Annotated in this window: 15 protein-coding genes and 1 pseudogene; 8 read left to right on the top strand and 8 right to left on the bottom strand. The window is 68.3% G+C overall.

Annotation, left to right across the window (positions count from 1 at the left end):
• Positions 1-168 precede the first annotated feature (168 nt).
• Positions 169-366, top strand: coding sequence for a hypothetical protein (locus GGR04_RS18420; RefSeq protein ID WP_183201370.1), 198 nt, complete (start codon positions 169-171; stop codon positions 364-366).
• Between the two features lie 38 nt (positions 367-404).
• Here the strand turns inward: GGR04_RS18420 and GGR04_RS18415 are convergent, their stop codons facing one another.
• Positions 405-1832 carry an AAA family ATPase gene (locus GGR04_RS18415; RefSeq protein WP_183201369.1) on the bottom strand — a complete coding sequence of 476 codons (1428 nt, stop codon included), beginning with the start codon at positions 1830-1832 and terminating at the stop codon, positions 405-407.
• Between the two features lie 311 nt (positions 1833-2143).
• A complete protein-coding gene (locus GGR04_RS18410; RefSeq protein ID WP_183201368.1) occupies positions 2144-2632 on the bottom strand; it encodes a hypothetical protein in 489 nt (162 codons plus the stop codon).
• A 308-nt stretch (positions 2633-2940) separates the two neighbouring features.
• Here GGR04_RS18410 and GGR04_RS24600 point away from each other — a divergent pair, with 308 nt between their 5' ends.
• Both GGR04_RS24600 and GGR04_RS18400 read left to right on the top strand, forming a co-directional pair.
• A complete protein-coding gene (locus GGR04_RS24600) occupies positions 2941-3279 on the top strand; it encodes a helix-turn-helix transcriptional regulator (protein ID WP_376769873.1) in 339 nt (112 codons plus the stop codon).
• A gap of 242 nt (positions 3280-3521) precedes the next feature.
• Positions 3522-3638 (top strand): annotated as a pseudogene (locus GGR04_RS18400) (DUF2312 domain-containing protein); the annotation flags it as partial.
• 327 nt (positions 3639-3965) lie between these two features.
• Here GGR04_RS18400 and GGR04_RS18395 read toward each other — a convergent pair.
• Both GGR04_RS18395 and GGR04_RS18390 read right to left on the bottom strand, forming a co-directional pair.
• Positions 3966-5417 (bottom strand): sensor domain-containing diguanylate cyclase, encoded by a 1452-nt coding sequence (locus GGR04_RS18395; protein WP_183201365.1) that lies wholly within the window; start codon positions 5415-5417, stop codon positions 3966-3968.
• A 207-nt stretch (positions 5418-5624) separates the two neighbouring features.
• Positions 5625-6413, bottom strand: coding sequence for an EAL domain-containing protein (locus tag GGR04_RS18390; RefSeq protein WP_183201364.1), 789 nt, complete (start codon positions 6411-6413; stop codon positions 5625-5627).
• A gap of 243 nt (positions 6414-6656) precedes the next feature.
• Between GGR04_RS18390 and GGR04_RS18385 the strand changes: the two genes are divergently transcribed.
• Positions 6657-6965, top strand: a complete 309-nt coding sequence (locus tag GGR04_RS18385) for a hypothetical protein (protein WP_183201363.1) — start codon at positions 6657-6659, stop codon at positions 6963-6965.
• 2 nt (positions 6966-6967) lie between these two features.
• Entirely contained in the window at positions 6968-7198 is a 231-nt protein-coding gene (locus GGR04_RS18380) for a hypothetical protein (RefSeq protein WP_183201362.1), read from the top strand.
• 440 nt (positions 7199-7638) lie between these two features.
• Here the strand turns inward: GGR04_RS18380 and GGR04_RS18375 are convergent, their stop codons facing one another.
• The 3 genes from GGR04_RS18375 to GGR04_RS18365 form a co-directional block, all read right to left on the bottom strand.
• Positions 7639-8082, bottom strand: a complete 444-nt coding sequence (locus GGR04_RS18375) for a Ros/MucR family transcriptional regulator (protein WP_183201361.1) — start codon at positions 8080-8082, stop codon at positions 7639-7641.
• Positions 8083-8641: 559 nt separating this feature from the next.
• On the bottom strand, positions 8642-10498 hold the full coding sequence (locus GGR04_RS18370; RefSeq protein WP_183201360.1) for a peptidoglycan L,D-endopeptidase MepK: 1857 nt from the start codon (positions 10496-10498) through the stop codon (positions 8642-8644).
• Positions 10499-10708: 210 nt separating this feature from the next.
• The gene (locus GGR04_RS18365; protein ID WP_183201359.1) at positions 10709-12142 is read right to left on the bottom strand and encodes a sigma-54-dependent transcriptional regulator; all 1434 of its coding nucleotides are present in this window, start codon (positions 12140-12142) and stop codon (positions 10709-10711) included.
• 76 nt (positions 12143-12218) lie between these two features.
• Between GGR04_RS18365 and GGR04_RS18360 the strand changes: the two genes are divergently transcribed.
• From GGR04_RS18360 to GGR04_RS18350, 3 genes are all read left to right on the top strand, one after another.
• Positions 12219-14033: a M3 family oligoendopeptidase gene (locus tag GGR04_RS18360; protein ID WP_183201358.1), complete on the top strand. Its 1815-nt coding sequence runs from the start codon at positions 12219-12221 to the stop codon at positions 14031-14033.
• A 77-nt stretch (positions 14034-14110) separates the two neighbouring features.
• Positions 14111-14365 (top strand): AbrB/MazE/SpoVT family DNA-binding domain-containing protein, encoded by a 255-nt coding sequence (locus GGR04_RS18355; RefSeq protein ID WP_183201357.1) that lies wholly within the window; start codon positions 14111-14113, stop codon positions 14363-14365.
• Complete coding sequence (locus GGR04_RS18350) at positions 14362-14787, top strand: type II toxin-antitoxin system VapC family toxin (protein WP_183201356.1); 426 nt, start codon at positions 14362-14364, stop codon at positions 14785-14787. Before GGR04_RS18355 ends, GGR04_RS18350 begins: the two co-directional genes overlap by 4 nt.
• 9 nt (positions 14788-14796) lie before the next feature.
• Here GGR04_RS18350 and GGR04_RS18345 read toward each other — a convergent pair whose 3' ends face one another.
• Positions 14797-15762 carry a small ribosomal subunit Rsm22 family protein gene (locus GGR04_RS18345; RefSeq protein ID WP_183201355.1) on the bottom strand — a complete coding sequence of 322 codons (966 nt, stop codon included), beginning with the start codon at positions 15760-15762 and terminating at the stop codon, positions 14797-14799.
• Between the last annotated feature and the right edge of the window lie 119 nt (positions 15763-15881).

The raw sequence follows: 15881 nt of genomic DNA, 5'->3' as shown, positions 1-15881 counted from the left end.
GCGACATTCGGCGCTAACCTTCATCAGCCCGCTTCAGTTCGAGAGACAAGCCGCGTAATATCGAAACCGCTCTCCACTTTCCCGGGGTAAGTCCATGCGCCCATCGCGGCCACATCGGTCGCAGATCCGCTTCGATGCCTCCTCGGCCCAGTCCACGATGGCATCCACGTGATCGCCTCCGTTGTGCGTCATGCGGACGGCACCGAACTTTTCCTTGATGTCGGACCAAGCGAAGAACTCCCGTTCATCGTCCTCGAGCACGGCATCGACCCGCCGAAAGACCGTCCGCAGGAGTTCGGCCCAACCATCTCCCACGGCGAACCCGAAGGGACGTCCCTGGAACTGTTCAGTCCATTGTCGGCCTAGATGCACTCGCCAAACGGGATCATCGCTCATCACGGTGCTCAGTTCCGCAGGGTTGTATGCATACGGGCGTCGAGGACGCCCTCGACGTATCGCTTGAGGTCGCGGAGGCTGCCCTGCGCCCCGAACGCAGTCGACAGCGCCGTCAGCTCTTCGGCGTCGAATGCCGGCTCCATGGCTGGGGCCAACGATCTCTCCCGAAGCAGGTCGAGCCGGATGCGATTGGCGAGGGCAGGCACGTGCTGGAGGGAGGGCAACGGAACCCTGCAAACCCGAAGGCGGCTCAGAAGCGGACCGGGGATCGATGAGGTTGAGTTCGCTGTGAAGAGCCAGTTGAGCTTCGACGCGTCGACCTCGGTGTCGAGGTAGAGGTCGCGCCACCGTTCGGCCGAGATCGGTTCCAGAAGCGAGAGAAGGGGATCGTGCACCGACCCGGCAGACGAGCGGCCGGCCTTCTCGAGCTCATCGACCAGAACGCCTGGGTTCGCGACCTTGTGCTGAACCCACAGCCTTACGGGAACGGATGGATAGGCTCCCGACCAACGCCGCGCGGAGCCAGTCAGGCCATGGTCCATTGTCGTCCCGGCGTCGATGGGCGCGAACGGAATGCCGAAGGTGTCGAGAAGGTCGCGGCAGAGGCGGCTCTTGCCGGTTCCCGGAGCGCCGACCAGAAGCGTGGGCCGGAAGGATACGGCGTGCCCTTCACGGAGGTCCCCCAGGATTCGTTCGATCAACTCGGCCGCATGTGGATGCGCGTCGCGGAGATCACGACGCTTCTGGGTCAGCAAGTGCGTTGTCACGAGCGGCAGGGTCTTGCCGACGATGTCGCCAACGCCCGACGCCCGTCGCTCCTGCGGCGGCAACGTCGAATGAGAAATCACGACACGCGATGGAGCTTCCTCGCCCCGCCCGACCTCAAATGCCTGTGCCAAGGCTGCGCAAGCAACCTTGGCACTGCTGTCCGCGCCATCGGAAGCCGTCGCGTATCCTTCCCGATATCCATCGTCCCGAGCGTCTGTTGCAACGGCGGCCCAGAGGCCGGAGATCACCTCCACCCCCAAATCCTTTGCATGGTCGGTGAGCGAGCTGTCCTCGCGGCGGTTACGGCTTCTGGCCCCGTTCGCAATGGCGCCCCAGCCCGCGGCATAGCCCACCATCCATTCGGCGTCGTTGAGCGCGCGCGTGAGAAGGCGGCGACCGGCGACGTCGAGCGTCCTCCCCCGAACGGCGTCCCGTAAGGACGCCACGAGGTAGCCCTCGGCAGCGCAGCGACTGGAAAGCTCAATCTGAGCCGGGCGGTATCCCGAGGCTGCGAGGTAGGTCAGCACGGTCCATTTCAGGGTTTCGTCAGCGTCCAGCAGGAGCTCCGCGAGAGGCGAGTCCACGAGATGCGGATGATCGGTCCTGCTGGCTTCGGCGATCATGTCGAGGAGAAAGCGGCTTCGCTCGTGAGCGAGGCCTTCACGCATGCGTTGAAGTCGATCCTCAAGCATTGAGTACCCGAAGGTGATGAGCTCGTGAATGGGATGCCGATCTCGCAGGACGGTGATCTCACCGGAGGAGAGAGGGGCAGCAAACCTATCTGCCATTAAAGGCCTCCGCACGTAACGTTCGAGAGCGATGATGCCATTGAGAGCCGCTCCCCTTTAGCCGGGAGCCGGGATAATCGGCTCGCTCTAGCGGAACGACAGCGAGTTAGAGATTTTCCCGGGACAACTGCCACAGCGGCGCGAGCCGAGATCAACATCGAGCGAAGGGGATGGCGGAAGATGCCTAACCGTCATTCGCCGACAGCATTAAGTTCGAGCAAGCACCGTTCCACGCGCGTTCTTAGGTCGTGGGCGATCGAGACGACGCGATCATCCGGCGGCAACATAGAGGCGATGGCAGCTCCGGGCGCGAGGTTCTGGCGGGAGCGGCTGGTTGCCGCCTGTGCCAGCCAGCCCAGCGATCTCCATACAGGGAGGCTCCCGTCCCCGACCATATGCCATTCTTGACGATATGCAGCACCCAAGGCGTCCATGGCCAGCTCTAGCGCGGCACCGGAATCGCCGAGCGCACCGAGGTAGAGACGGCACCGGAGGCGCTCCTCGCGGAAGGCGCCTGCCTCGTCGCCGGCAAGGTTTGCAAGGATTTGCTCGACGATGCGGACATCCTCGACGTCCGTTGTTGTCTTAGCTCGTTCCAAAGCTTCCAATAGCTCCGGACTGGTATTTTGATACCCATTCTCGATGAGGTGCCTTCGCAGGAGGAACCAAAAGTGAGCCATGTCCAGATCCAGCTCAGCCCCAAAGAATGAGCTGCCTCGGAGAAGGTCGTCGGCTGTAGGGAATATGTACCCCTTTGAAGCAGCGAGATCGCGTGCCGCGTCTCTTTCCCGTCGTTCCGTCCGAAAGTCGCGCGAGGCCTGCATGTGCTGGTGCACTGGGTCAGAGTCCCAACCGTCATTCGTCTGCATTGGGGCGCCATCCGTTGAAAATTGGAGACCGCGCGAATCGCCAGAAAGCTGCAACCGCACGAGCCCTCTTATCAGGTCCGCATAATTTATGCAATTTTCTTCCGATTATATGCACAAAAATGCAGAAAATCGGAATTGTTGACAAGGCTTGGCTAGCTCTGATCCTCACACGAATGCTAGTCGAGCCACACCTTCTCAAAGCCGCGAGATTTATGTTGTCCCTTTCTCAGGACGACCTCGCGAAGGAGGCAAAACTGAGCATCCGCACGATCCATAAATTGGAAGCAGGAGGTCGCGGCTTAAGCCTTTCAAGCCTCGAAGCGGTACGTCGCGTTCTTGAGGCAAGGGGTATTGTGTTTCTTGGGAAGACGGAGTCGATGGGCCCCGGTTTCCGCGTGACACACGCCATCTCTGACTCATGGCAGTACGTGCCGCCAGAGTCTGATCCGCCCGGTTGAATTGCCAGCGACTACTTTGGTCATCGCCTATCACGATTGCGAATAGCAGGGAGGATGGACTCTTTGTGGGCTCTACAAGCCCCTCCTTCGTCGGGGTCCAAAGAAGCGCCTCACTGAAACAAGGCTTGAGCGCAGATCAGGCGGCTAGGGCTCATTCGAGGTGAGCGCCGCCTGATCTGCGCTCAAGCCTCTCCGTTTAGTAAGTATGACTTACGGAAGACGTTTCTGCCGCAGGGGGACTAGGCTACGACGTGAAGGTGCTGCGCAAGGTGGTGTCGCTGCGCAAGCAGGACCGCGACGAGCGGGCCGAGCAGGAGGCGATCCTCGATCTCTACCTGCAGGCGCTCGGCATGGTCTGAGCCGCCGCCGCGGCCCTTTCGCAGCGGCCGGCGTCTGCCGCCGATGCGGCACCGAACCGGTCGAACGGGTGTTTTCGCCCGAAACTGCACCCGTCGCCGCATCGGGAGACCTCCGGTGCGGGCCGCCGGATGGCGGATAGCGGCTGCATCCCTGCAGACCCGCGCGTCGCGGCGAAACGCGATCGAGCAGGGCGTCAGCCAACGGGTCGGAAAGCGCCCGCTTCCGAGCCGTTCAGCCGTGACCGGCCCCGTCCGTTCGGGGCTGGGCCGAAGCGCGAGGGCAGGCCCCTCGCAAGACGCTCGGCCCGGGCGGCGCGCCCGGCTTCGTCAGGACGCCGCCGCGAGGACAGCCGGCGGCTCGTAGGTGCAGGCTGTTCCCTTTCGGGACCGTTTCGCGGCGTAGAGGGCCACGTCGGCGCATTTCATCAGGGTCTCGCGGCCCCGCGGCGCGTCGCTCGCCCAGGCGCAGCCGACGGTGCCGCTGACGGGCAGGATGCGTCCGGGTTCCCCGATCCAGACGCAGAGGTCCGCCAGCAGCCGGTCCATCCTCTGCGGGAACGCCGCGGGGTCCTTCATGTCCGGCACGATCACCGCGAATTCGTCGCCGCCGAGGCGAGCGGCGAAGCCGTCTCGACGGCACCACGAACGGAGACGCTCGCCGATCCGGCGCAGGGCTTCGTCGCCCGCCGCATGCCCGAGATTGTCGTTCACCGCCTTGAAGCCGTCGAGGTCGATCAGGAGAACGGCGAGATCCTCGCCGGAGAGGTCCGCCGCGCTCAGCCGCGCGTCGAGGACCCGGTGGAACTCGGCCCGGTTGGCGAGCCCCGTGAGATCGTCGGTGCGGCTGATGCGGATGAGCTCCTGCTCCATCCGGTGCCGGTCGGTGATGTCCTGGAGGACCCCGACGACGGCGACGGCTTGTCCGCCGACCGTCTCGACGTCGCCCAGGCAGCGGACACGCTTCGATCGGCCCCTCGCGGTCACGAAGTCCGCCTCGGCTTCGAAGGACTCGCCGCTCGCGATGCTGGCGGCCAGCGTCCCGGCCAGCCGCTGGCGGTCGGCTTCCGGATAGAACGCGAGAGCGTCGGCGAGCGAGGGCCCGCATCCCGGCGGCACGTCGTGGATGGCATGGACGCCGTCCGACCATTCCAAGCTGTCGTCGGCCAGCGTCAGCCGCCACGACCCCATGTCGGCGATGCGCTCGGCCTGCTTGAACAGGCGCCGCTCGCGCGCCAGCCCCTGGTTGGCCTGCTCCTTGGCCTGCGCCACTTCGATGGCCCGCCGCGCCGTCATCCGCGCCTCGAGCAGCGCCTCGGCGATGCAGGCCAGCTCCTGCAGCGCCTCGAGCTCGCCGCCCTGAATCTCGCGCGGCGCGTCGTCGATGACGCAGAGCGTTCCCACGGGAACGTCGACGCCCGCCGTCGAGCGGGCCGAGACGGGCACCCCGGCGTAGAAGCGGATCTTGGGACCGCCGCACACGAGCGGGCTGGAGGCGAAGCGCGGGTCGCAGGCCGCGTCCGGCAGCACGAGGGCGCGTTCGTTCTCGACCACCCAGTTGCAGAGGGCGGGCTCGCGCGCCGTCTGCGAGGCGGGCATGCCGACATGCGCCTTGAACCACTGCCGGTCGCGGTCGATCAGGGTGAACGAGGAGGCCATCGTGCCGAAGAGGCGGTGCGCGAGGGAGGCAAGAGCATTGAACTCGCGTTCCGCCGGCGTGTCGAGGATCGCGAGGTCGAGGAGAACCCCGATCCGTTCGGCTTCTCTGTGCTGATCGACCATGCCGCTCTTCCCGAGACCGAACCCCGAACGTTCAACGCACGTCGTCCGCAACGGGAACCTCGCACGCCCATGACGAACGATTCACGATGAAACGAGGTTAAGCATCGATGAATAGCGCAGAGCGGTTCCCTTGCTGCGCGGCGCCATCGTGCCGGCAAGTCCGGCAACGGTGCGCCGGGCGGCCGTCGGCCGGGTTCGCGCCCGCGTTCAGCGCGGCGCTGCGGCGCCGTGGTCCCGGACGACCGGCGGGAGCATGACGCCGATGGAGGGCAGCGCCTCGAAGGCGGGGCGGGCGAACCAGTAGCCCTGGAAGAGGCGGATGCCGGCCGCCTTCAGCACGAAAAACTCCTCCTGCGTCTCGATGCCTTCGGCGAGGACCGTGATGTCGAGGGTGCGGGCGATGCCGACGATACCCGCCACCACTGCCTGGCGCGCCCGGCTGGTGTCGATGCCGCGAACGATCTTCATGTCGATCTTGATGAGGTCGGGCTGGAACTCGACGAGAAGCCCGAGGCCGGCATGGCCGGCGCCGAAATCGTCGATCGCGGTGACGAAGCCGTGCTTGCGGTATTCGGTGATGATGCGGGTGAGGTGCGTGGGGTCGCTGACCTCCTCGTCCTCGGTGAACTCGAACATGATCGCCGATTTCGGGAAGCCGTGCCGGTTGGCGGCGGCCAGGGTGGCGCGAAGGCAGGCCGCGGGCTCGTAGACGGCGTTGGGCATGAAGTTGATGGAGAGCTTCAGGTCGCCGTCGGCGGGGAAGAGGCGGGCGGCCAGCTCGATCGCCTTCACCCGGCAGGCCTGGTCGAAGCGGTAGCGCTGCTCGGCCGACACGCGCGACAGCATCGCGTAGGCGCCCTCGCCGCCGGTGCCACGGATCAGCGCCTCGTAGCCCCAGACCCGCTCGCGCCCGACATCGTAGATCGGCTGGAACGCCATGGAGAAGTCGAAGTCGAGCTTGACGCCGCTGTGGCATCCTTCGCAAGGGGCGGTCATCGCAAGGGTTCCGGTTCGTCTCTTTCCCCAGCGTGGCACCGCGAAATTGCCGAACCCTGAATGCAGCACGCCTGTTTTCGTAGCAGGCCAACGGTTCGGGAACGAATGCCTGCGACCGGCGAAGGCCGAAGGGTTTGCTGGTCTTCTCGCTCGCAGGGCCGGCGGCGGGACGATCGACGCTCGAATGGCTCCTTCGGGCGGCTCGCGCGTTGATTCGACGACGACCAACGAGGACGAGGCATCATGGGCACGACGCTGACGGCGCAGTTCGAGACGAGACGCGAAGCGGAGATGACGATCGAACGCCTGGTGCAGGAGCACGGGATCGAGCGGACGGACATCTTCGTCGCCGCCGCCGGGCGGGAGAACACCGCCGGCGAGGAGACGGCGGGCTCCGACACCGCCGCTGGCGCGCCGAGCCCCGGGACGCGCCACGACGCCGCCTTGAACGGCGCGATCGAGGTCTCCGTCGACATCGAGGACGAGGGCAAGCGGACCTTGATCCGCAAAGCCTTCGCCGAGTTCAGCGCCCACGACGTCGAGGAGGCGTGACGATGACGAAGCCGACCGATCAGGTGTTCTCCCGCCGTTCCGCCGACGAGACGGACCGGGTGCCGGCGGGCGGCGAGACGCCGCGCGTGTCCGACACGCTGGTGGGCGCCAAGGACTCGCCCGACCCCGACTCTCATGCGGAAGCGCAGGCGAACGTGCTGACGGACACCGAGGCCGGCGCGATGCCCGACAATGACGAAGGCGGCATCGTTCCGCTGAAACGCCGCGAGTAACGCCAAGGACGGATCGGACGGAGTGGGGATGCGGGGTCGCAGGGTCCAAGGCCCCCCGCCGAGCGCCGATGGTTGGACCGGCGCATCCCCCTGCCCGCCGGAGGAAGACGTGAACGACACCGCAGGGCGCCGCTCGTCCGGCCTATCGTTCCAAGATCGAGCGCGTCAGATGAAACGAAGACCGTATGAGGCGGCGAAGGTGCGTCGTCGCAAGCGGGATCACGGCCGCGCGAGCCGAGGCCGGCGACAGGCGACGGCGGCCGGCGGATGCATCATTCAACCTCGATCCCTCGGTTGGCAGACACTTGCGCGACAAGGACGGCATCTCGCGCCGAAGCCGATCGAGCAATCGCGGCAGGACGAGCGTTCCGACAGGTCATCTCGCCGATCCATGCTCTCCCCGTCATAGTGAGCGAGAAAAATCGGCGGGGTTGACGATGTCAGCGGGCGCGGCGACGGCGGTGGCCGAGACCCATCTCCTTGGCGAGACGGGAGCGGGCCGCCGCATAGCTCGGGGCGACCATCGGATAGTCCGCCGGCAGATCCCACTTCTCGCGATAGGCTTCGGGCGTGAGATCGTAATGCGTCATCAGATGGCGCTTCAGCGACTTGAACCGCTTGCCGTCCTCGAGGCAGACGACGTAGTCGTCGGTCACGGACTTGCGAACGGAAACCGCAGGCTTCGGCTTCTCGGCGGGCGCGGCGCGGACCGTCTCGATGCCGGTGCGACCGAGCGCGGCAAAGACGTCCATGATGAGAGAGGGCAGATCGGCGACCGGCAGGGAATTGTTGCCGACATAGGCGGCAACCACGTCCGCCGTCAGTTCCATGAGCACGTCCTTCGTCACCTCGGGCGTGCCGCGATCCTCGATCGATTCCGTCATCCTGGCCTTCCTGTGCGTCATGACGTCTGCGGGATGCGCGTGCCCCATGAACCCCATAGGTCGGGAGCGGCTTGCGCCTGCGGAGCGTTCCTACAACAAATGTTAATCGAAACCAAATGTTAACGGCGATCGTCTTCCGCGACCTGCCCATTCCTGTCAAGTTTCAATTGGGTCAGATTGGGTGATGCACGCAGAAATGAAAAGTTGATGAGGGGCCTCCACAGGATCAGACCGGTGACTTGCCATCCCCGCCAGATGTCGTCGGCTTCGCTCTGCCCTCACAACTATAGAACGATTTCGTTTCATTAAAAATCTGGTGCAGATGGCGAGCCTTCGGAAGACCCGCTTGGCGGAGCGGGCCCGTTTTGTCTGATGAGTACTGCAATCACCATGCGGATTGCCCTCCAGCACGAAATCCGAGGCGCGGGGTCCATGGCGACTTCGCTTCGCCCCGCTCGGCGGGCGTCATGGCAGGCGTCAGGGCAGGCCCCGAAATGCAGGAAGCCCGCGACATCCGTCGCGGGCTTCCTGCATTTTCCGAGCGAGTGGCGACCGTGCGTCAGTCCAGTTTGTGCACCGGAAGGAAGTTCACGGCCTTGCCCTCGAAATGCTGCGGCCCGGACGGTGCGCCGCCCTTCGAGGAGAAGCCCCGCGCGAAGACCGCCGCCGGCAGGTTGCCGATGAGCGTGTCGGCGACGGGCCGCCCCATGCGGGTCTCGACGGCGCGGCGCTCGGGATTGGTGATGAGCGTGGCGATCTCGATGCGCCGCGCGATCGCGGCGTCGTTCACGCCAGCCGGACGCGGCGCCGGGCGTGCAGCGGCACGGGCGACCTCGTCGCCGACGACGCGCCCGCCCTTCGCGGCCGCGCTGCGCCGCACGGCGGCGGCCGGCAGGGGAACGGCGGACGGCAGGGCCGCCCTCGCAGCCGGCAGGGCCGCGAGCACCGGCGCCATCGGCCGATCGAGGGCGGCCACGATCATCGGCTTCTCGGCCGCGTGGGCAGGGACGGGCTTGACCATCGCGGCGGCGATTTCGGACACGGCCGAGGTCGAGCGCAGCGGCGCGGCCTCGCTTCGGGTCTCGGTCACCAGCACGGGCTCGGCGTCGGGCATGGCCGCGGCGATGATGGCCTCCGGGGTCAGTCCCTCGTCGTCGGCGCTGGCAATCATGCGCGGTGTCGGCAGGGCGCTCTGCTCGCCGCGCAGCACGGCCTCGAAGGGCGGCCGCTCGCGCGGGGTGGGAACGGCATAGGCGAGCTGGCCGGGCGCGGCGGGCGGCGCCTCTTCCTCGAGCGCGGCGACGAGCGTCTCGTCGAGCGTCTGGGGCACCGGCGAACCGGTGGCGGCGGGGCGGCCCGGCGCGGCGGTGGGAACGGGAACACGCGTCGGCGTCAGCGCCGCGATCTGCGTGTCGGCGACGGTCGGCAGCTCCGCCGGGGCGGTGAGCGGCGCGCGGGCCGGCGGCGCCGAGCTGTCGAAGGCGTTGCGGTCGGACATGGCGACGGCGGCGGGCACGCCGGCCGGCACGGGCGGCGAGGCCCGCGGCACGCGGACCGCGGCGACCTGAACTTCGGGCTCCGGGTCTCGAACGGCCGGGGCCGACTTGGTGCGACCCACCGGGGCGGACGTCGCCTCGGCCTCGTCCTCGGCCTCGTCGGCACCGCCGCCGAAGATCATCGCCAGAAGCGACTTGCCGCCGCCGGAGCGACCCGACGAGGACGCGATCTGGATGTCGTTGGAGCCCTTGCGCTTGTTGTAGGAGGCCATCGCGGTCTCGTAGCCCGGCAGCGGCTTGCCGTCGGCGGGCAGATGGATCGTGTTGCCCTTCGGGAAGACCTGCGCGAGCTCGGAGCGGCTCATGCGCGGCCAGTAGCGGCCCTTGCCGGTGTCGAAATGCACGAAGGGCGAGCCCGAACGCGGATAGTAGCCGACGCCGCCGAGTTGCATGCGAAGGCCGATGTCGCGCACCTTCTTCAGCGGCACGTCGGGCAGGAAGAAGTCCACGGCCTTGCCGGACATGTGCAGGCTGGTGCCGGCGACGCCGGACGAGCGCGAGCGCAGCATGGAATTGGTGCCGGGCGAGCGATAGCCGCCGATGACGTGGATGTAGCCGCGCGATCCCGATTGCCGGTAGGCCTCCCACATGAGGTCGAGCAGCTTGGGATCCATGTTCGTGGGCTTGCTCTCGCGCCAGTCGCGCAGCGCCCAGTTGGCCTTCTTCAGGCCGTCCGGCAGGAACTTGCCGTCGCGCTTGTAGGTGATCTCCGTCTTTTCCTGGAGATGCACGTGGTAGAGCTTGAGCGTGCGCGTCTCGGCCTGTGCGGCCGTCGCGCTCGCCAGGGCGACGAGGCCGGCGAGAAGAATCGCGGCTCGTGCGGCGACGCGGCGCGATACGCATTGGGTCCAAAAGGACATGCGGCTGATTCCCCCGGTACCCGGTGTCGACGGTGCGCGTCCCCGATCGTCGATCGCTGAGGCTCTGATCGTCAGAGTTCCATCGGCAATGAGTGCGGCATCACGATGACACTTGTCCAATTTCTTCGCTACTACACGGGTTAATGGTTAACGGGCAATGAAAATGGCGTCGACGGATCGATGGCGCCGTGGCAGGCGCGCCGGCGCGGGTCAGTCCGGCCCGTCGATTCGCCCGTCCCGGAGCTTGCGGTAGAGGGTGGTGCGGCCGATGCCGAGATGGCGCGCCGCCGCCGAAAGCCGGCCGTCATGCAGCGCGATCGCCGCCGCGATCGTCTCCCGCTCGACCTCGGCGAGGGTCATCGGACGCCCGTCCGCCGCCACCGGCGAAAATCGATAGCCGGGAGCAGGACCGTTCGCCTCGGAGGGCGGGAGCGGCGACCGGCCGAGGGCGGCCACGTCGTCTTCGTCCTCGCGCTCCTCGCCCGGCCCGGCTGCGCCGAAGGCGGCGAGATCGAGCCGCTCGCCCTCGCTGAGCACCACCGCGCGGTGGACGCTGTTCTCGAGCTGGCGGATGTTGCCGGGCCAGTCCGCCGCCTCGAGATGGCGCCGGGCCGCCGGCGTCAGGCGCTTGGCGCCGGCCGAGAAGCGGGCGGCGAAGACTTCGGCAAGGCCCGCGATCTCGCCGCGCCGATCCTTCAGCGGCGGCACGCGGATGGGAAAGACGTGCAGCCGGTAGAACAGATCCTCGCGAAAGCGCCCCTCCGCGACCTCGCGCTCGAGATCGCGATGCGTCGCCGCGATGATGCGCACGTCGGTGCGCACCGGCTGCGCCGCGCCGACGGGATCGATCTCGCCCTCCTGCAGCGCCCGCAGCAGCTTCACTTGCACCTCGGGCGCGAGATCGCCCACCTCGTCGAGAAAGAGCGTGCCGCCGTCGGCCTCCATGAAGCGGCCGGGCTGGCGCTGCGTCGCGCCGGTGAAGGCGCCGCGCTCGTGGCCGAAGAGGAGGCTCTCGGCGAGCTCGCGCGGCAGCGCCCCGCAATTGACGGCGACGAAGGGGCGCCCGGCGCGCGGGCCGGCCTCGACGATGCGGCGCGCCAGCCATTCCTTGCCGGTTCCGGTCTCGCCGAAGAGCAGCACGGGGATGGCGGATCGGGCGGCGCGCTCGGCCAGATGCAGCGCCTCGCCCATCGCGCCGCTCGCGCGGGGCCGGGCCGGCAGGGCGGTGGACGCCTCGGCGAACGGCAGGACACGTGCCGCCTCGATCGCCGCCGCGATCCTCGCGGGCGAGGCCGGCTTGACGAGGAAGTCGCAGGCCCCGGCCCGCATCGCCTCCACCACCGTGTCGAGCCCGGCGCGCGCCGTCTGCACCACCACGGGCAGGCCGGAGCCGGCGGCCTGCAGGCGCCGCAGCAGGTCGAGGCCGTGGCCGTCCGGCAGCAGAAGATCGAGCACGAGCACGGCGAAACCGGCGGCCGCGGGCTCGCCGAGCCGCTGCCAGGCCTCGCCGACGCTGCCTGCCTCCACGACGCGCGCGCCCATGCGCTCGGCCACCGCCGAGACGAGGCGGCGCTGGATCGGGTCGTCGTCGACGACGAAGAGGGTGAAGGCGGCGGCCTTCTCGGGTTCGCTTTTGGGGCGCATCGGCATAAGTCTGCCACGGGAGCGGTGAATCATTCGCCCATCCCGTGCCGCCCGCATTCGCCCGACGAGGACCGCCATGACCGCACCGTCCGCCGCCCGCTCCCGAGAGGACGATCTCGGCGTGCTTCCCGAATGGAACCTCGGGGATCTCTATCCCGCGATCGACGCACCCGAGATCGAGGCCGACCTCCGGTCTTCGCAGGCGCGGGCCACCGCCTTCGCCGCGCGCTGGCGCGGCACGTTGGCGGCGGCGGCCGCGCAGGGCGGGGCGAGCGGCCTCGCCGAGGCCGTGGTCGAGTTCGAGGCGATCGAGGAGCTGCTCGGCCGCCTCGTCTCCTTCGCCGGCCTCGTCTATTCGGCGGACACGTCCAGCCCCGCGCACGCCAAGTTCTACGGCGACATCCAGGCCCGCGTCACCGACATCTCCTCGGCGCTCCTGTTCTTCCCGCTCGAGCTCAACCGGATCGACGACGCGGCGATGGACGCCTGCATCGCCGCAGACCCGGCGCTCGCGCGCTACCGGCCGTGGCTGGTCGACCTTCGCCTCGACAAGCCCTACCAGCTCGAGGACCGCGTCGAGGAGCTGTTCCACGAGAAGTCGGTGACCGGGCACGGCGCCTGGAACCGGCTCTTCGACGAGACCATGACCTCGCTGCGCTTCGAGGTGGACGGCGAGACCCTGGCGCTGGAGGAGACGCTGAACCTCCTGCAGGATCCCGACCGCGAGCGCCGGCGCAAAGGCGCCGAGGCGCTGGCGGCCGTGTTCTCGGCGAACCTTCGCACCTTCACGCTGCTCACCAACACGCTGGCCAAGGACAAGGAGATCTCCGACCGCTGGCGCGGCTTTGCCGACGTCGCCGATTCCCGCCATCTCGCCAACCGCGTCGAGCGCGAGGTGGTGGATGCGCTGGCCTCGGCCGTCGCCGACGCCTACCCCTCGATCTCGCATCGCTACTACAAGCTGAAGGCGCGCTGGCTGGGGCTGGAGACGCTGGAATTCTACGACCGCAACGCGCCGCTGCCGGGCGCCTCGCGCCGCGTCATCCCCTGGGAGGAGGCGCGCGCCATCGTGATCTCGGCCTATCGGGGCTTCGCGCCCGACATGGCCGAGATCGCCGACCGCTTCTTCACCGAGCGCTGGATCGACGCTGGCGTTCGCCCCGGCAAGGCGCCGGGCGCCTTCGCGCACCCGACCGTACCCTCCGCGCACCCCTACGTGCTGCTCAACTATCTCGGCAAGCCGCGCGACGTGATGACGCTCGCGCACGAGCTCGGCCACGGCGTGCACCAGGTGCTGGCCGCGCCGCAGGGCGCGCTCATGGCCTCGACGCCGCTGACGCTCGCCGAGACCGCCTCGGTGTTCGGCGAGATGCTGACCTTCCGCTCGCTGCTGGAGGCCGCCAAGGACACGGCGGAGCGCAAGATGCTGCTCGCCTCGAAGGTCGAGGACATGATCAACACGGTGATCCGCCAGATCGCCTTCTATCTCTTCGAGCGCGAGCTACACCTGGAGCGGCGCCGGGGCGAACTGACGGCCGAGCGGATCGGCGAGATCTGGGTGGAGGTGCAGGGCCGCTCGCTCGGGTCCTCGGTGCATCTGGGGCCGGGCTACGAGAGCTTCTGGTCCTACGTGCCGCACTTCGTGCACTCACCCTTCTACGTCTACGCCTACGCCTTCGGCGACTGCCTCGTGAACTCGCTCTACGCGGTCTACCAGAACGCCGAGGCCGGCTTCGGCGAGAAGTATTTCGCGATGCTGGAAGCCGGCGGCACCAAGCACCATTCCGAGCTTCTCGCCCCCTTCGGCCTCGACGCCTCCGACCCCGCCTTCTGGCACAAGGGCCTCTCGGTGATCTCCGGCTTCATCGACGAGCTGGAGGCGATGGACTGATCTCGCGCGGGCAGGTTGCATCATATAGGCTGCCGGCACCGCGCGAGATCCTGCAAGAGCGACGTTCGGGGCTGATCATGACGGTTCTCAGATTGACCGAGGAGGGGCATCTCGTGCTGCCCGACGACATGCGCCGCGTCCTCGGCCTTGCGGCCGGCGATGCCGTGGAGGTCGAGCTGGAAGGGCGCGGCCTTCGTCTTCGTGTGCCCGCGCTGCAACCCACTGGCTCTGGCGGGACCGACATCGGGCCGTGGCTCGGTCGTGGCGGCTCGTTCCGCACGACCACAGAAATCGACGGCCATGTCGATGCGCTCCGCGAGGAATGGAATTGATCTCGGCCCTCACGGCCCGCCGCGTCTCTGTCGATACGAACGTCTTCATCTACCTTCTCGAAGGCGTCGAGGGTTTGGAGGAAGTGTCTCAGACCTTTCGGCGCATTATCGTCGAGCGGGCCTTCGAGGCCTTCACCTCCGAGTTCACCCTCTGCGAGGTCCTCGTCCACCCTCTCCGACGCGCCGCCGACGAGGAGGTGGCAGCCTATCGCTCGCTGATCGAGATATCCGGCGCCTTCACGACGATTCCGGTGGATTTGCCTGCCTTCGTCGAAGCGGCCAGGCTGCGAGCCACCTTGGGTCTGCGCACGCCCGACGCCATCCACGTCGCATGCGCGCTCCATTCGGGATGCGACGTGATCCTGTCGAACGACCAGCGGCTGCAACTGCATTCGCACCTGATCCGCGTCGAGTTCCGCTGAACCGCCCGCTCACCCCAACGCATCGCCCCAATCGGCCCGCCGCGCCGCCCGAAACCGCTCGCCCTCGCGCTTGGTCACCAGCGCCTCCTCCAGCGTGCCGTCGGGGCGGCAAAGCTTGAGCGCGACCTTGCCGCTACCGGCGCGCGGCGGCGCGAGGATGCGGGCGCGCCGCGCCGGCACGACCATGCGCGTGGCCGCGAGGTAGATGAACTTCTCGTCCTCGAAGGGCACCACGGCTTCCTTGGTGCGCAGGTGCACCCGCGTGCGCGCCACCCGCCGTGCGAAATGGCACCAGTCCGGCGCCTGGACGGGGCACGGCGCTTCGTGGGCGCAAGGGGCGGCGATGGCGGCGCCGAGCGCGAGGAGCCGCTCGCGAACGGCGAGGATGCGCCGCCAGCCGGCGGGCGTGCCAGGCTCCACCACGAGGAGCACGCCGCGCGTGCGCGCCCAAAGCGCCCCGACGAGCGCCGGCAGCGCGGCGGGGTCGAGCTCGTCGAGGACGTAGGAAAGCACCACCAGATCGGCCGCCGGGGCGGCGGCGAGATCGGCGGCGACGGTGCCCTCGCGCCAGTCCGGCGCGAAGGCGAAGGCCCCCGCCCCCAGTCGCTCGCCCATCGCGCGGATCGGGCGGCTGGCTTCGAGCAGCGTCGCCGCCGCCATCGCGGGCCAGCGCTCGGTCGCGGCCCAGAGCGCGGTGCCCGGACCGGCGCCGACGTCGAGGAGGCTCGAAGGCGCGAAGTCCGGCAGGGCGTCTTCCAGTTCGGCCATCGCGGCGGCGAGCGCGGCGAAGGTGGCGGGAAGGCGGGCGGCGAGATAGGCCTTGGCGAAGAGATCGTCGGAGAGATGCAGGCGCCCGTCGCGCGTCTCGGCCCGGTAGCGCCGCGACAGCGCCTCGCCGGCGCGGGCGAGATCGGCGGTCGGCACGCCCTCGAGCACGGCGTCCACGGCGGAGCGAAGCAGGCGCGGCAGTTCCATCGGCGGTGGGCGCCTTTCGCGACGGCGGGCGGCGGCGGCCCGGATGAGGCGGCGGCCCGGATGAGACGGGGCGGGATCCGCGCGTCCACGTGGCCCGGCGGCGAGCGGCGCGGCCGCTT

This window comes from Aureimonas pseudogalii, from assembly GCF_014196835.1.
GTDB classification, from domain to species: Bacteria; Pseudomonadota; Alphaproteobacteria; order Rhizobiales; family Rhizobiaceae; genus Aureimonas; species Aureimonas pseudogalii.
This window is presented reverse-complemented; position numbering and strand designations above follow the sequence as displayed.

Excerpts from the sequence above, each read along its gene's own strand:
- GGR04_RS18355 (WP_183201357.1), top strand. The coding sequence starts at position 14,111 with ATGACGGTTCTCAGATTGACCGAGGAGGGGCATCTCGTGCTGCCCGAC.
- GGR04_RS18415 (WP_183201369.1), bottom strand. The coding sequence starts at position 1,832 with ATGCGTGAAGGCCTCGCTCACGAGCGAAGCCGCTTTCTCCTCGACATG.
- GGR04_RS18375 (WP_183201361.1), bottom strand. The coding sequence starts at position 8,082 with ATGACGGAATCGATCGAGGATCGCGGCACGCCCGAGGTGACGAAGGAC.
- GGR04_RS18345 (WP_183201355.1), bottom strand. The coding sequence starts at position 15,762 with ATGGAACTGCCGCGCCTGCTTCGCTCCGCCGTGGACGCCGTGCTCGAG.
- GGR04_RS18395 (WP_183201365.1), bottom strand. The coding sequence starts at position 5,417 with ATGGTCGATCAGCACAGAGAAGCCGAACGGATCGGGGTTCTCCTCGAC.
- GGR04_RS18365 (WP_183201359.1), bottom strand. The coding sequence starts at position 12,142 with ATGCGCCCCAAAAGCGAACCCGAGAAGGCCGCCGCCTTCACCCTCTTC.
- GGR04_RS18360 (WP_183201358.1), top strand. The coding sequence starts at position 12,219 with ATGACCGCACCGTCCGCCGCCCGCTCCCGAGAGGACGATCTCGGCGTG.
- GGR04_RS18385 (WP_183201363.1), top strand. The coding sequence starts at position 6,657 with ATGGGCACGACGCTGACGGCGCAGTTCGAGACGAGACGCGAAGCGGAG.
- GGR04_RS18390 (WP_183201364.1), bottom strand. The coding sequence starts at position 6,413 with ATGACCGCCCCTTGCGAAGGATGCCACAGCGGCGTCAAGCTCGACTTC.
- GGR04_RS18370 (WP_183201360.1), bottom strand. The coding sequence starts at position 10,498 with ATGTCCTTTTGGACCCAATGCGTATCGCGCCGCGTCGCCGCACGAGCC.
- GGR04_RS18410 (WP_183201368.1), bottom strand. The coding sequence starts at position 2,632 with ATGGCTCACTTTTGGTTCCTCCTGCGAAGGCACCTCATCGAGAATGGG.
- GGR04_RS18380 (WP_183201362.1), top strand. The coding sequence starts at position 6,968 with ATGACGAAGCCGACCGATCAGGTGTTCTCCCGCCGTTCCGCCGACGAG.
- GGR04_RS24600 (WP_376769873.1), top strand. The coding sequence starts at position 2,941 with ATGCAGAAAATCGGAATTGTTGACAAGGCTTGGCTAGCTCTGATCCTC.